A 13983-nucleotide genomic window follows, 5' to 3' on the forward strand; every position below is an offset into this window, starting at 1 on the left:
GATTGCCGACACGCTGGCACGGACAGTGATCGCGCCGCAGCAACTGCCGGTGGGGGTTCTCACGGCGCTGATCGGCGTCCCCGTCTTCCTGTTCCTGCTGAGCCGTGCCGCACCTGCCCGAGGCTGAGATGGCTCGGCAGATGCCGCTGTTGAGCACGCATGCGCTGAGCGTTGGCATTGCTGGCCGCCGCTTCTGCGACGAGCTGACGCTGGCTGTGCAGGCCGGTGAATCATTGGCCATCCTTGGCCGCAATGGCGCCGGCAAATCAACCTTGCTGTCGGTGCTCGCCGGCTTGCGGGAACCGATCGCCGGCGAGGTGCGCGTCGATGGTGCGTCGTACGCGACGCTGGGCGCCCGCCGCAGTGCGCGTATTCGCGGCTGGTTGCCGCAAAGCCACAGCGAGGCTTTCTCGTCGACGGTCCTGGAGACCGCACTGGTCGGGCGCCACCCGCATCTCGGCCGCTGGGACTGGGAGTCGGCGAAAGACGCGACGGTCGCCCGCCAGGCACTGGCCAGGGTCGGCCTGGCCGAATTGGCGCAGCGCGACGTGCAGACGCTTTCCGGTGGCGAGCGGCAAAGGCTGGCGATCGCTACCCTGCTTACCCAGGAGCCGCGGCTTTATCTGCTCGACGAGCCCTTGGCGCACCTCGATCTGAATCACCAGATTGCGACTCTCGAATTGTTGGCTACACTCAGCCGCGACGAGCAGACGGCGAGTGTGATGGTCCTGCACGAACCGGGCCTGGCGGCGCGTTTCTGCAGCCACGTGCTGCTGCTCTTCGACGATGGCACGACGCTACACGGACCCTGCGACGAGGTGATCAGCAGCGAGTCGCTATCGAGGCTCTACGGCTATCCGCTGCGCCAGGTCGGCGATGGCCGACAGCGCTGGTTCATGCCCGGGTAGGAACGGCGGCTGCCGGCCAGCGGGCCAGCCTTGGTTTCCGTGGCCACCTCGTGACGGGCAACGCTCGCCGGCATCGCCTCAAGCGGGCGGCGTCACCGGTCCGCTGCGTGCTGCCTGGCTGGCCTGCTTGCGCCGGTACATGTCGGCATCGGAACGTTGCACCAGCGACTCGACGTCCTGCCCGTCGTCGGGGTACATCGCCAGGCCGACCGAAGCCCCGGCTTCGGCGATCTGCGCCGCCGGATCGATCGACAGCAGTGGCGCGCCCAGCAGTTGCTCGATCTTGTTGCGGGCCTTTTCGGCATCGAGCCGGTTGTCGACCGCGTCGAGCATGACGACAAACTCATCGCCGGCGTAACGCGCCACCAGATCCCTGCTGCGCAGCCCGGTCAGCATGCGCTGCGCGATCTCCTGCAGGACCTTGTCGCCGACGTCGTGGCCGAAACTGTCATTGATGTTCTTGAAGTCGTTGAGGTCGATGAAAAGGATCGCGAAAGGGCGCGGCTCGAGGTTCTCGGCTTGCTGTAACAGGCGCTCGTCGACCCGCCGCATGAACGCCTCGCGGTTGGCCAGCCCGGTCAGGCGGTCGCTGAGCAATTTGCTCTGCATGCTCCGGAAGCTCTTGGCAAGATCGCCGATTTCATCGCTGCGGGTGACGTCGAAGGACGCGTTCAGGTCACCATTGCCGATCTGGCGGGCGGCCACTGCCAGCTGCTTGAGGTCGCGGGCGACGACCGAAAGGACCATGAAGCCAATGACCATGGTCATCAGCGACGCCAGCAGCGCCAGTGCCACCGTGCGTTTGAAGTTTTCGGTGACGCTGAACAGGAAATCGCTGCGTGGGACGGCGACGACAATCAGCCAGTCCAGCCCGGCGGCATCCTGAATGCGGGCGTAGGCGGCTTCCACCGGCTGATCGTCTACGGCTTCGAAGACGACGGTTCGCGGCTGCGCGATCTCGTCGATCCTGTTGGTCTCGTCGATCGCGTTGAATTGGCTCTGCAGCTTGCGTATTGCCCGGTAACTGGCGACCACCAGCTGATCGTCGCTGTCCTCTGCGTTGAGCCGTACGTTGCCACCGGCGGCGTCTTTGTGCAGGTGGTGGCCCCGCGAGGTACCGATCAGGTTGCCATCGGGCTCGACGACGTAGGCGATGCCCTTGGCGCTCAGACGCAGGGCTCGCAGGAAGTTATTGACCCCTTGCAGCGACAGGTCGGTGGCGACGACGCCCTGGAATTCGCCGCGCGCGTCGTTGACGCGTCGCGCGCGCGTGGCGACCAGTTCCTCGGTCTTGAAGTCGATGTATACCGACGTCCAGGTGTTCGACGAAGCGGCATTCTTACCGGAGGTGAACCACGGCCGCTGGCGCGGCTCGAAGATCCGCGTTTCACGTACCGGATCGTGCAGTTTGCCGTCTATTCCGGAAAAGCGGTAGATCGTGCGCGGCCCCTCGCCGCTGCGGCGCAGGCGCAACTCGGCGTCGCTCGCGGAATGCCGCCAGAGCCCGAAAAAGTGTCCGTTACGGTCGCCGTAATACGCGTAGTTGTTGGGGTCGCGATGCACCGACGTCGCCAGCCAGAAGCGCGTGCGCAGATTGGCGAGGTCGTCCTCGATGCTGGCCGGCGCGGCAACGCCGCTGGGGAAGGCTGTTTCGAGCACTGCACTGGCGCCGAATACATGACGCTCGGCGGCCTGCGCAATGCGGTATACCATCTCCGACAGCAGCTGCTTCGACAGGGTGTCGACGGCGACGCGTCCGGCCGAATACGACAAGCCGCCAATCGCTGCAGCGAGCAACAGAACCAGGACCACGTACGGCATGGTCAGCATCTGCCGCAGAGAAAGGAACTGCAGAAACTTCATCGGCGGTCGCCCCGGGTGCTGCGGTGGGAAAGGTGCCAGGAGAGCCGCTGTGCCGCGCCGACACGCGGTCGCGACCGGCCCTGACGGTCGGCAGGCGAGCCTGGAAATGTCGTTGCACAGGCACCTGATGCAGCACATGCTATCGTCAGCAGGGCGCTGGCGGCGTGATTGATGTCACGCTGGCTGCTGAGTGGCGGTGCTTCGCCCGCCGTCATCCGGCTGGTCGCGGCTCGGTGGTCGCCAGCGCGGCAGCCGAAGCGGACTTGACACTTGGCACGTAGTCGAAATCGGCGACCATGATGTGGTTGTAGAACCAGCCGTTGATCAGGTACTTGACCTCGTCGGCAATCTCGTCGAGGGTCATCCGCTTGGCGTTCTCCAGCAAAGTGAACAGCATCCGGCGGAACTCCGTGTGCAGTTCTCGATGCGCCTCGAGGCCCGGGTAGTTGCAAGCGGCCATCATCTGCTCTTCTTCGCGCAAATGCACCTTGACGTACTCGGTCAGCATGGCCAGGGATTTCATCACCCGGATCTGGTCGCCATCGCTGGTGAAGGTCGCGGCCAGGTCGAACAATTGTCGATGCTGGGCATCAATGTTTGGCAAGCCGACCAGGATCTTCGACGACCATTCCGCCAACTCAAGTTTCATGCTGTGCTCCATCTGCTCGCTCACCGTGAAAGTCGCCTAAGCGACTCACGAATCTCGCTTCTCCGCGATTCGCGACAGGCGTTGGGAAGGGGATTGGGAAGGGGATTGGGAAGGGGATTGGGAAGGGGATTGGGAAGGGGATTGGGAAGGGGATTGGGAAGACGGGGGAAACGGACATGGCTTTCATGATAACGCGTGTCTCGAGAGCTTGTGACCGCTTGGCTGGCCGACGATCTCACGACGTGGTCGGTTTGCTGGCGCTGTCGATCTGATCCGAGAGGCTCAGCCAACGCTCTTCCAGCGTCGCCAGTTCCTCACCGATTGCGGTCATCCGTTGTCCGAGGTCGGCCAGAGCCGGCGCGGACTGCGGCGTAGATAAGCGCGCGGCCAGGGAGTGCTGCTCTTGCTGCAGAGTGAGCAGCGCCTGTTCGACCTTCCCCTGGTCGCGGGTCAGTACTTTGAGGTCGCCGGGTGTTGTTTTGCTCGCCGCGGTAGTCGGTTGCCGCTTGACCGGTTCGCGGCTGCTGCGGGTGGACGCCTTGAGACTTTCGCGATTGCGTTTGGCCTCGTCGAGCAGGTAGCGCTGATAGTCGTCGAGATCGCCGCTGAAATCCTCGACGCCACCACGGCTGACCAGCCAGAACTCGTCACACACCGAGCGCAGCAGCGCGCGGTCATGGCTGACCAGCATGACCGTTCCTTCGAATTCGTTGAGCGCCATCGACAGCGCTTCACGCGTCGCCAGGTCAAGGTGGTTGGTCGGTTCGTCGAGCAACAGCAGGTTTGGCCGCTGCCAGACGATCATGCACAGCACCAGCCTGGCCTTCTCGCCACCGCTCATGGTGCCGACGCTCTGTTTGACCATGTCGCCGCTGAACTTGAAGGTGCCGAGGAAGCTGCGCAGGTCCTGCTCGCGGCCGCTCTGGCCGCTCGGCAGGCCTTCCCTGGCCATTCGCAGCATATGTTCCAGAGGCGTTTCGTGCGGCCGCAGGACGTCGAGTTCCTGTTGTGCGAAGTAGCCAACATGCAGGCCTTTGCCTTCGCTGACGACGCCGCTGGTGCACGCCAGGACGCGGGCGATGGTCTTGACCAGCGTCGACTTGCCCTGGCCGTTGGCGCCCAGGATGCCGATTCTCTGGCCGGCGAGCACTGATCGCGTGACCTCGCGGACGATCACCGTCGGCGGCGTGCCGGCGGCGGCGTCGGCCGGCGCGGGGTAGCCGAAACACGCTTTGTCGATGACCAGCATGGGGTTCGGCAGGTTGGCCGGCTCTTCGAATTCGAAGGTGAAGTCGGCGCTGGCGAGAACCGGCGCCAGTCGTTCGATGCGTTCGAGCGCCTTGACCCGGCTCTGCGCCTGCTTGGCCTTGGTCGCTTTGGCCTTGAAGCGCGCGATGAAGCTCTGCAGATGGGCGATCTTGTCCTGCTGCTTGACGTAGGCGTTCTGCTGCAACTCGAGCTGCTGCGCGCGGGTTTCCTCAAAGACGCTGTAGTTGCCGCCGTAACGCGTCAATTGTTCGTTTTCGATGTGCAGGGTGACGGTGCTGATCGCGTCGAGAAACTCGCGGTCGTGGCTGATCACCAGCATCGTCCCTTCGTAGCGCGTCAGCCAGCTCTCGAGCCACACCAGCGCATCGAGATCGAGGTGGTTGGTCGGCTCGTCGAGCAGCATCAGGTCCGACGGGCACATCAGCGCGCGTGCCAGCTGCAGACGCATCCGCCAGCCGCCCGAGAAGCTGTCGACCGGATTGTTCACTTCGCTGGTCTTGAAGCCCAGGCCGAGGATCAGTGCCTGTGCGCGCGCCTGCGCATCGTGGGCGCCAGCGTCGTGCAGGTGCATGTAGGCGTGCGCCAGGCGGTCGCCGTCGCCATCGGCTTCGGCCAGCCGCACCTCCTCCTGCGCGGCCAGCAGAGCGTTGTCGCCAGCGATCACGAAGTCGGTCGCGCTGTCAGTGGTTTCCGGCATTTCCTGCGAGACCTGCGCCAGACGCCACTGCGCAGGACGGAAGAATTCGCCGGCGTCTTCGTGCAGGCTGCCGTCGAGCAGTCCGAACAACGTCGATTTGCCGGCGCCATTGCGACCGACCAGGCCAACGCGTTCGCCGGTATTGACGGTTACCGAAGCCTTGTCCAGCAGCACCCTGACGCCGCGGCGCAGGGTGACGCTCTTGAGGGTGATCATGGGGGTGTGCTACTCCAGTCGATTTTCCAGCAGGCAGAACGGAATTCTTGGGGTGATCGGAATCGGCGGCGTTGGTGATTAGCGAAAGATCACGGTCTTGTTGGCGTGCAACAGCACGCGGTCCTCGAGGTGATAACGCAGCCCGCGCGCCAGCACGGCCTTCTCGATGTCTCTGCCGTAGCGCACCATGTCGTCGACCGAGTCGGAATGATCGATGCGGATCACGTCCTGCTCGATGATCGGGCCCTGGTCGAGTTCTCGCGTGACGTAGTGGCAGGTGGCGCCGATCAGCTTGACGCCACGCTGGTAAGCCTGGTGATACGGTCTGGCGCCAACGAAGCTCGGCAGAAACGAGTGGTGGATGTTGATGATCTGCCCCGGGTAGCGCTCGCACAGGTCGGCCGGCAGAATCTGCATGTAGCGGGCGAGAACCATGGTGTCGCCCTTGACTTCGTCGTAGATCCGGCGAATCTCGGCGTAAGCGCCTTCCTTGTTGTCCGGGGCTATCGGGACGTGGTGGAAAGCGATGCCGTGCCACTCGACGAAGGCCTTGAAGTGCTCATGATTCGAGATCACGCAGGGAATTTCGATGTCGAGTTCCTTCGACTGCCAGCGCGCCAGCAGGTCGTACAGGCAGTGTTCCTGTTTGCTGACCATCAGCACCACGCGTCGCCTGACTGCCGAGTCGCTGATCTTCCAGTCCATCGACAACTCGGCGGCCAGCGGCGCGAAGCGCTGGCGGAATTCGGCCAGGTGGAAAGGCAGTGAATCGGCCTTCACCTCCATGCGCATGAAGTAACGGCTGCCATGCTCGGCGTTGCCTTCGTCGGCGTGATAGCTGGATTCGAGGATCCAGCCGTTGTGCTGGGCGATAAAGCTGGCGACGCGGGCGATGATCCCGACCTGGTCGGGACACGATCCCGACAGCGTATAGAAGCGACGTGTAAGCATGTGGTACCGCCCCTCAGGCCGCTGCGCAGGCGGCAAAGGCCTTGTCGATCTCGGCGCGTAGATCGGCGTAGGAGCGCGTTACCGGATACTGCGGGAATTCCTCGATCACCTTCGCCGGCGGGCAAAACAGGATGCCGGCGTGTGCTTCGCCGAGCATCGCCGTATCGTTGTACGAATCACCCGCCGCGACGACCGTAAACCGGAGTTCCTTGAAACGACGGACCGCCTGACGTTTCTGGTCGGGCATCCGCAAGCGGTAGCGCACGACCGTGCCATTGGCGTCGGCTTCGAGGCTGTGGCAGAACAGTGTCGGCCAACCAAGCTGGCGCATCAGCGGCTGGGCGAACTCGTAGAAGGTGTCGGAGAGGATGATCAGCTGATAATCTTCGCGCAGACCATCGACGAACTCGCGGGCCCCGGCGAGTGGTCCCATTTCGGCGATGACCTTCTGGATGTCGGGCAGGCCAAGCTTGTTCTCGGCCAGGATGGCCAGCCGGTAGCTCATCAATTTGTCATAGTCTGGCTCGTCGCGCGTGGTGCGGCGAAGCTCCGGAATGCCCGTGCGGGCAGCGAATTCGATCCAGATTTCGGGGACGAGTACGCCTTCAAGGTCAAGGCAGACGATTTGCACGGCAGGCTCCCGGTTGGTGAGGTTTTTGCGAAAAGACGCGATTCTACCAAATCCACCCCGGCAAAACCGCGGCCAGGCGCCGGCCGATGGTGGTCAAGGCTTGGCCATGGCGGCCACTTCGCGGCTCGCCGTTCGCTCCAGGGGCCACTGACGAGCGCGGCGCAAAGCGCGACGGCCTGGCGGACTCGTGGCGGGTCGCAGAACGATGATCCACCGAGTCGATCGGTGTTTGTGCTAGCCTCGCCACTGGCCTACCCGGCTGGCCGCTGCGTCAGCGTTTCCGCCGACTGCCGCGGGCAGTGATCACGACCCTTTTTTCGCCGATTTGGCAGGAGGAAAGAATGCGTTTTGGCAGTTACCTGCTTGTCGCGCTGTGCACCAGTCTGCTGGCCTGGGCCGATGAGCCTCCGGCGGCTGCGGAAGCGCCAAAAACGCTCGAGCAGGCCGTTCTGCAACGCGAACGCGCCGACGCGATGCGTGCCGCCGCAGAGCTGCGCTACGCGGCCGAACAGAACGAGTGCTATGGCAAGTTTCTCGTCAACTCTTGTCTGGTGGACGCCAAGAAGCGCTATACCGCGTCGACCGTCGAGGCGCGCCAGATCGACCAGCCGGCGATTGACTTCGAGCGCGCGGCGCGGCGGCAGGACCTCGAAGCCAAGGAAGCGCAACGCGCTGCCGATGCGCTGGTCCGCCAGGCCGATGAGCAGGAAAGTACGCAGCAGTTCCGTGCCGAGCAGGCGGCGAAGCTCGCCGAGCGCGACGCCAGGCTTGCCGACAAAGCCCGGAAAGCTGAAGAAGGGCGTGCGAAAACGGCCGCCGACCAGGCCAAGAGGCAAGCCAAACTCGATAAACGGGCCAGGCAGGACGCCGAGCGCGAGGCCAAGAAGGCCGCCGCGGCAGCGGCCAAGCCAGCGCCGGCCAACTGAGCCGACGCCGGGCGGCTGGTCAAGCGCGCGGATGCGGTGGCACCGGCGTACTGGCCGGCGCGCTGGCGGCGTCAGGCGAGGCCTTGGCTGCCCAGGTACTCTTCGTAGGTGCCCAGGTAGTTGACGATGCTGCCGTCGAGGCGGATTTCCAGGATGCGCGTGGCCAGCGACGAGACGAACTCGCGGTCGTGCGAGACGAACAGCAGCGTTCCCTTGAACTTCTCCAGCGACGTATTGAGCGACTCAATCGACTCCATGTCGAGGTGGTTGGTCGGCTCGTCCATCACCAGCACGTTCGGCTTCATCAGCATCAGCTTGCCGAAGATCATCCGCCCCTGCTCGCCACCGGAGATCACTTTGACGGCCTTGCGCACTTCGTTGCCCGAGAACAGCAGGCGTCCGAGCGTGCCACGGATCAAGGTTTCGAGGTCGTCACCGTCGTCGAGGCTGGCGCGTGCGTAGCCGGCGATCCACTCGGTCAGACTGACGTCGCTGTCAAAGTCGCTGGCGTGGTCCTGCGCGTAGTAACCGAGTTGTGCTTTCTCGGCCCACTTGATGCTGCCGCGCTGGGCTTCTAATTCGCCGATCAGCAGCTTCAGCAAGGTTGTCTTGCCGACGCCGTTTTCGCCAATGATCGCCAGCCGGTCGCCACCGTTGATGCTCAGATTCAGATTGTCGACGATCTTTTGCCCGCTGCCCGGATAAGCGAACGTCAGATTTTCGATCTCGACCGCCTGGCGGTGCAGCTTCTCGCGCTCGTCGTACTCGAAACGGATCCACGGATACTGGCGTGACGAAGGCTTGACGTCTTCCGGTTTGAGCTTTTCGATCAGCTTGACGCGGGAAGTCGCCTGTTTGGCCTTCGAGGCGTTGGCCGAAAAGCGCCGCACAAAATTCTGCAGATCAGCGATCCGTTCCTTGGCCTTGGCGTTGGCGTTCTGCTGCCGCTCGCGCGCCTGCGCTGACGCTTCCATGAAATCGTCGTAATTACCCGGATAGACGGTGATCTTGCCGAAATCGAGATCGGCCATGTGCGTGCACACCTGATTGAGGAAGTGCCGGTCGTGGGAAATGATGATCATCGTGCTATTACGCTCGTTGATGACGTTTTCCAGCCAGCGGATGGTGCCGATGTCGAGGTTGTTGGTCGGTTCGTCGAGCAGCAGAATGTCGGGGTTGGAGAACAGCGCCTGAATCAACAGCACGCGCAGCTTCCAGCCGGGTGCTACGTCGCTCATCGGGCCGAAGTGTTGTTCCACCGGAATACCGACGCCGAGCAGCAGTTCGCCGGCGCGCGCCTCGGCGGTATAACCGTCGTACTCGGCGAAGCGGCCTTCGAGTTCGGCCGCGTTCAGGTAGTCGTCTTCGGTCGCTTCCGGATTGGCGTAGATGGCGTCCTTCTCGACCATGCAGGCCCACATTTCCTGGTGGCCCATCATCACCACGTCGATCACCCGCTGCACTTCAAAAGCGAATTGATCCTGGCGAAGATAGGCCATCCGTTCGTGGGCGTCTTTCGAGACGTTGCCGGCGGTCGCTTCGAGTTCGCCGTCGAGAATCTTCATGAAAGTCGACTTGCCCGAGCCGTTGGCGCCGATCAGGCCGTAGCGATAGCCCTCGCCGAACTTGACGGAGACGTTTTCAAAGAGGGGCTTGACCCCGAACTGCATGGTGATGTTGTTGGCAACGAGCACTCAGAAACCTCGGTAAAATCATTGGGTTGCAAAAGCGCGATATTGTACCTCAGCGACCGCCGCCGTGCCTGCCCGGCGTGCCCGGTCGCGGACTCGGATTGGCTGCCCGGCTGCCGGCATTGCGCCGGCGGGCAGAACGAAGCGTGCCGCGAGCAAGCGGCTCCGGGGCGCCTCGGCGTCAGCGATTGTCGAGTGCCAGCTTGATACCGAAAGCGACCAGAGCGACACCCGCCAGGCGGGTCGCCAGTTTGCGCGCCGACGGCAGTGCCGACAGCTTGTGCGCCAGCGCGTTGCCGAGTAGGACCAGCCCGGTCTGGTAGAGAAGGGCAAGCACGGTGACGTGCAGCATCATCGCCAGCAGCGTCAGCGACGACGCGTCGGCACGCAAGAAAAGCGGAAAGAAGGCGACGAAGAAGAGCATCACCTTGGGGTTGGTGAGGCTGACCGCGAATGCCTGCCGGCCGTATACCCCGGCGCTTTTCCTGGCTTCCGGGGTGGCCTGGGGCTTGCCGACGCGCTGGCGCAGCAATTGCACGCCGATCCAGCCCAGATAGGCGGCGCCAAACCACTGCAAGCCGGAAAAGATCGCCGGGTGGGCATGCATCACCGCCGCCAGGCCGGCGACGGCGGCGACCATGTAGACCAGATCACCGAGCAGTGTGCCGACGACTGCGCCCATTCCCGCGGCGACGCCATCGCGGGCGCTGGCATTGAGGATGGCCAGCGTGCCGGGGCCCGGGATCATCTGGAAGACGATAATCGCGGCGACAAAACTGCTGTAGTTCTGGATTTCGAACACTCGATTTTCTCCTGTCGATGACCGGCTGCCGCCTTGGCAGCGGTACGGTCAAGGCTCGCGCTGCGCCGCCGCGGGTGCCGACGTTCAGAGGCGTTGCTCGGCTTCTGGCACAGTTGCCAGCAGGGCATCGAGTTCGGCCCAGAAGGGCTCGCAGAGACCGTGGCGATAAGCGGCACGTCTGAAGCTGGGATGCTCGCTGCGATAGACCGCCATCAGGCGCTGTTGATCGTCCAGTAAGCAGGTCCTGACGTTTGCCAGGCGGTCGGCGGCCTTGACCAGTAGCGCCAGCTCGGCCGGGCCGGCGGCGACGGTCGCCAGCCTGGCGTAGGTCTTCGCCTTGCGCTCGGCGCGGTTCTCGCCGGGCGAGTCGGTGAGCAGGCTGACGCACTCGGCGACCAGTGGCCCAAAGCGCTCGTCGATGTCGCTGGCGGTGACGTCGGTGTCCTCGATGATGTCGTGGAGATAACCAATGATCTGCGCCTCGCTTCCGTAGGGTGCGAGCAGCCGCACCACCGCTTCGAGGTGAACCGAGTACGGTCGGTCGCCATACCTCTGGCCATCGTGCGCAGCGAAGGCAAACTTGCGCGCCTCATCGAGCATTCTTGTCTCCTTGCAGGTTTTCGCTCGGGGTGGCACGGCTTGTCTGGTTTCGGCAAGCGCCCAGGTCCGAACTGGCGATACGGGGGACCGGCGACAATCCTTAAGCGCAATTCGTCGCTGCGAGCGGATTTTGCCGCGTTCTTCTTACGCGAAACTGACCAGGCGCGGATCGCTGAAGTGCTCGACGAGGATTCGCCGCACGCGATCCTGCCACAGCGTGGCGAACAGCGCTCGCTGCTCTGGATCGTCGTTTCCAGCGAGCAGCTGCTGCAGCAGCGGTCCGACGCGGGCGTCGGCCGGGACATGGCCGAGCTGCAGCGAAGCGCTGACGTTCTGGCCGTTGTCCAGGCGTGTGCGGCGGATCTCGCCAGGCAGCTCGACGCTGAAACGCAGCAATTCGCGACGCGAGAAACGACCGGCCAGCCCCTTGAACCCCCCCGCAGCGGCGCCGGTCAGCAGCCCGACGACGGCGGCGACGACGCCGCTGACAGCGGCCTCCAGAGGGTCGCGGAAATCGACCTGGATGCCGCCGCGCAGGGGCAGCTGGTCGGGGTATGGCGCTTGCAGAACGCGGCTGCTGAGCAGATAGGCGCCGGCCACCGTCGGACACGAATGGCCGGCGAGCTTGACGGCGTCGGCGTAGCCATACTCGATCACGCCGCCGTCGGCAGCGCCGAGAAATTCGGCCAGGGGATCGCGCATGATGATCGTCGGCACCTCGGCGAAGAAGCTCGGAAAGCTCACCGGCTCAAGCCTTTTTCTCGACCAGCTCGATCTTGTAGCCATCGGGATCCTCGACAAAGGCGATCACCGACGTGCCGTGTTTCATCGGCCCCGCTTCGCGAACCACTTTGCCGCCGCGCGCCTTGATCTGCTCGCAGGCGGCGTAGGCGTCGGCGACGGCGATCGCCACATGGCCGAAGGCGTCGCCGAGTTCGTACGAAGGCGTATCCCAGTTGTGGGTCAATTCAAGGACGGTTTCTTGCGATTCCGGGCCAAAGCCGACAAAGGCCAGCGTGAAGCGCCCGCCCGGGTAATCCTGGCGCCGCAACAGGTGCATGCCAATGACCTCGGTGTAGAAAGCCAGCGATCGATCGAGGTCGCCAACGCGTAACATGGTGTGCAGGATTCTCATGCCTTCTCCTGAGCAGTGTGGGCAGCAGCGAGCGACTGTCATTTGACGCGCGCCGACGGGAATTGAGGGGAGACCCCGCGACGATACACCAGAAGCAAGGGCGACGGTTCGTCGCCGGCTGGCGTGCCGCTGCGCCGTGAGAGCAAGGCAGCCTTGCACCAATACCGCTATCGGAATACCGTAGCTTGTTGCGGTCAATCGATCAGGATCTGCCTGGCTGGTGCCGCGACCGGATTTCGCGCCGACGTTTGGGCGGACCACAATGGACCTTGTCGACAAGGTTCACAAAGGAAGGCAGGAACCATGAACAAGATCATCATTTCAGTATCCGCGATGCTTCTCGTCGTGAACGGGCTTTCAGGCTGCGCCAACATGACCGAAACGCAGCGCGATAGCGGCACCGGAGCGGCCATCGGGGCGGTCGCCGGCGCGGTCATTGGCCGGGCTTCGGCAGGCGGCAACAAGGGTCGGAGCACGGCCACCGGTGCCGCAGTTGGCGCGGCGATTGGTGCCGCTGGCGGCTATCTGTGGTCGCAGCGCATGCAGGAACAGAAGGCGTCGATGGAGCAGGCCACGCAAGGCACCGGCGTGGCAGTGTCGCAGACGGCCGACAACCAGCTCAAGCTGGACATCCCCAGCGACATTTCCTTCGACGTTGGCCGCTACAACATCAATGCCAACATGACGCCGGTGCTCGACCGGCTTGCGGCCAGCCTTAACCAGCACCCGGTGACCACCGTCACGGTTATCGGCCACACCGACAGCAGCGGCAGTGACGCAATCAACGACCCGCTGTCGGTCAATCGTGCGGCGGCGACGCGCGACTACCTGGTGGCCCGCGGCGTCGCGGCGTCGCGCATCGCCATCGATGGCCGTGGCTCGCGTCAGCCGGCGGCTGACAACGCCACGGCCGCCGGGCGTGCGATCAACCGCCGCGTCGAAATATTCATCGCCGAGCCGGCACGGTGAGTATCGGTCGCCGCTGACGAGATCGTGTTTGCCGCCCGCTCCCTTGACAATCGTAATTCAACGTCTATAACAAGGGATCGGTGCAGAAAACCGATCACCCGCGCGCCTGCTACGAAGGCGAAAGGAGAAACGCATGAGTTTCGCATCGAGTCATTCGGTCGCACCCATGTCGGGCCTGCATAATCTGTCCGAGTTTTCCCTCAAGCAGCTCATTTCCTGGGGCGACCACCTCAAGGTCCATCAGCCGCAGATCGACGCGCAGCACGAGGCGATTTTCAATCTCGCGCTGGAGATCGCGCACATCTGGCAGGATCGCGGCAATCTCGATGAGCTGAAAGCGCTCGCCGAGAAGCTCGACAAGGTCCTGCACGCGCACTTCCGCTACGAGGAACAGCTGCTGGCCGACATCGGCTATCCAGAGCTCGCTGCGCACAAGGCTGAACACCAGGTGATGCTCGACGAATTGCAGGCCATCCTCGACCGCCTCCACAAATCGCAATCCGGCACTATCGCCGGCGAACCGGGCCTGGCGTTCCAGAACTACGTGCTGGGCCTGACGGTCGGCCACATCTTCAACAGCGACATGGATTATTGCCTCTACGCTCGCCAGGCAGCGAGCGACAAAGGGCAGGTCTGGCCGAGCAGGTAGGCTCAGGGCTGGCCGCGCGGGCGGCAG

General features: G+C 63.8%; 15 protein-coding genes. 5 read left to right on the forward strand and 10 right to left on the reverse strand.

The features are described 5' to 3' along the window. Positions 1–127, forward strand: a 127-nt coding sequence (locus tag QZ656_RS13205) for an iron chelate uptake ABC transporter family permease subunit (protein ID WP_291994207.1), incomplete at its 5' end; no start/stop codon positions are given. Between the two features lies 1 nt (position 128). Next, positions 129–908: an ABC transporter ATP-binding protein gene (locus QZ656_RS13210; protein ID WP_291993857.1), complete on the forward strand. Its 780-nt coding sequence runs from the start codon at positions 129–131 to the stop codon at positions 906–908. A 78-nt stretch (positions 909–986) separates the two neighbouring features. Here QZ656_RS13210 and QZ656_RS13215 read toward each other — a convergent pair whose 3' ends face one another. The 5 genes from QZ656_RS13215 to thrH form a co-directional block, all read right to left on the reverse strand. Beyond that, complete coding sequence (locus tag QZ656_RS13215; RefSeq protein WP_291993858.1) at positions 987–2771, reverse strand: sensor domain-containing diguanylate cyclase; 1785 nt, start codon at positions 2769–2771, stop codon at positions 987–989. A gap of 211 nt (positions 2772–2982) precedes the next feature. Then, positions 2983–3420 (reverse strand): hemerythrin family protein, encoded by a 438-nt coding sequence (locus tag QZ656_RS13220; protein ID WP_291993859.1) that lies wholly within the window; start codon positions 3418–3420, stop codon positions 2983–2985. A gap of 235 nt (positions 3421–3655) precedes the next feature. Continuing rightward, positions 3656–5602: an ATP-binding cassette domain-containing protein gene (locus QZ656_RS13225; RefSeq protein WP_291993860.1), complete on the reverse strand. Its 1947-nt coding sequence runs from the start codon at positions 5600–5602 to the stop codon at positions 3656–3658. Between the two features lie 78 nt (positions 5603–5680). Further along, positions 5681–6553, reverse strand: coding sequence for a formyltetrahydrofolate deformylase (purU, locus tag QZ656_RS13230; protein WP_291993861.1), 873 nt, complete (start codon positions 6551–6553; stop codon positions 5681–5683). Between the two features lie 13 nt (positions 6554–6566). Next, complete coding sequence (gene thrH, locus QZ656_RS13235) at positions 6567–7184, reverse strand: bifunctional phosphoserine phosphatase/homoserine phosphotransferase ThrH (RefSeq protein ID WP_291993862.1); 618 nt, start codon at positions 7182–7184, stop codon at positions 6567–6569. 341 nt (positions 7185–7525) lie between these two features. Here thrH and QZ656_RS13240 point away from each other — a divergent pair, with 341 nt between their 5' ends. After that, positions 7526–8110: a hypothetical protein gene (locus tag QZ656_RS13240; RefSeq protein WP_291993863.1), complete on the forward strand. Its 585-nt coding sequence runs from the start codon at positions 7526–7528 to the stop codon at positions 8108–8110. A 71-nt stretch (positions 8111–8181) separates the two neighbouring features. On the opposite strand, the gene QZ656_RS13245 is transcribed toward QZ656_RS13240, so the two are convergent. The 5 genes from QZ656_RS13245 to gloA all read right to left on the reverse strand — a co-directional run bounded on the left by QZ656_RS13245 (position 8182) and on the right by gloA (position 12338). Beyond that, positions 8182–9804: an ABC-F family ATPase gene (locus QZ656_RS13245; RefSeq protein ID WP_291993864.1), complete on the reverse strand. Its 1623-nt coding sequence runs from the start codon at positions 9802–9804 to the stop codon at positions 8182–8184. A gap of 178 nt (positions 9805–9982) precedes the next feature. Further along, the gene (locus tag QZ656_RS13250) at positions 9983–10603 is read right to left on the reverse strand and encodes a LysE family translocator (protein WP_291993865.1); all 621 of its coding nucleotides are present in this window, start codon (positions 10601–10603) and stop codon (positions 9983–9985) included. Positions 10604–10687: 84 nt separating this feature from the next. Next, on the reverse strand, positions 10688–11203 hold the full coding sequence (locus QZ656_RS13255; protein ID WP_291993866.1) for an HD domain-containing protein: 516 nt from the start codon (positions 11201–11203) through the stop codon (positions 10688–10690). A 144-nt stretch (positions 11204–11347) separates the two neighbouring features. After that, complete coding sequence (locus tag QZ656_RS13260; RefSeq protein WP_291993867.1) at positions 11348–11947, reverse strand: hypothetical protein; 600 nt, start codon at positions 11945–11947, stop codon at positions 11348–11350. Positions 11948–11951: 4 nt separating this feature from the next. Beyond that, positions 11952–12338 (reverse strand): lactoylglutathione lyase, encoded by a 387-nt coding sequence (gloA, locus tag QZ656_RS13265; RefSeq protein ID WP_291993868.1) that lies wholly within the window; start codon positions 12336–12338, stop codon positions 11952–11954. Positions 12339–12641: 303 nt separating this feature from the next. Between gloA and QZ656_RS13270 the strand changes: the two genes are divergently transcribed. Further along, positions 12642–13307, forward strand: coding sequence for an OmpA family protein (locus QZ656_RS13270; RefSeq protein ID WP_291993869.1), 666 nt, complete (start codon positions 12642–12644; stop codon positions 13305–13307). A 133-nt stretch (positions 13308–13440) separates the two neighbouring features. After that, the gene (locus QZ656_RS13275; protein ID WP_291993870.1) at positions 13441–13956 is read left to right on the forward strand and encodes a hemerythrin domain-containing protein; all 516 of its coding nucleotides are present in this window, start codon (positions 13441–13443) and stop codon (positions 13954–13956) included. Positions 13957–13983 lie beyond the last annotated feature (27 nt).

Origin of the sequence: Candidatus Accumulibacter sp. ACC003, from assembly GCF_907163085.1 — a bacterium.
In the GTDB taxonomy this organism is placed as follows: Bacteria; Pseudomonadota; Gammaproteobacteria; order Burkholderiales; family Rhodocyclaceae; genus Accumulibacter.

Excerpts from the sequence above, each read along its gene's own strand:
- QZ656_RS13210 (WP_291993857.1), top strand. The coding sequence starts at position 129 with ATGGCTCGGCAGATGCCGCTGTTGAGCACGCATGCGCTGAGCGTTGGC.
- QZ656_RS13215 (WP_291993858.1), bottom strand. The coding sequence starts at position 2,771 with ATGAAGTTTCTGCAGTTCCTTTCTCTGCGGCAGATGCTGACCATGCCG.
- QZ656_RS13220 (WP_291993859.1), bottom strand. The coding sequence starts at position 3,420 with ATGAAACTTGAGTTGGCGGAATGGTCGTCGAAGATCCTGGTCGGCTTG.
- QZ656_RS13225 (WP_291993860.1), bottom strand. The coding sequence starts at position 5,602 with ATGATCACCCTCAAGAGCGTCACCCTGCGCCGCGGCGTCAGGGTGCTG.
- purU (WP_291993861.1), bottom strand. The coding sequence starts at position 6,553 with ATGCTTACACGTCGCTTCTATACGCTGTCGGGATCGTGTCCCGACCAG.
- QZ656_RS13240 (WP_291993863.1), top strand. The coding sequence starts at position 7,526 with ATGCGTTTTGGCAGTTACCTGCTTGTCGCGCTGTGCACCAGTCTGCTG.
- QZ656_RS13255 (WP_291993866.1), bottom strand. The coding sequence starts at position 11,203 with ATGCTCGATGAGGCGCGCAAGTTTGCCTTCGCTGCGCACGATGGCCAG.
- gloA (WP_291993868.1), bottom strand. The coding sequence starts at position 12,338 with ATGAGAATCCTGCACACCATGTTACGCGTTGGCGACCTCGATCGATCG.
- QZ656_RS13270 (WP_291993869.1), top strand. The coding sequence starts at position 12,642 with ATGAACAAGATCATCATTTCAGTATCCGCGATGCTTCTCGTCGTGAAC.
- QZ656_RS13275 (WP_291993870.1), top strand. The coding sequence starts at position 13,441 with ATGAGTTTCGCATCGAGTCATTCGGTCGCACCCATGTCGGGCCTGCAT.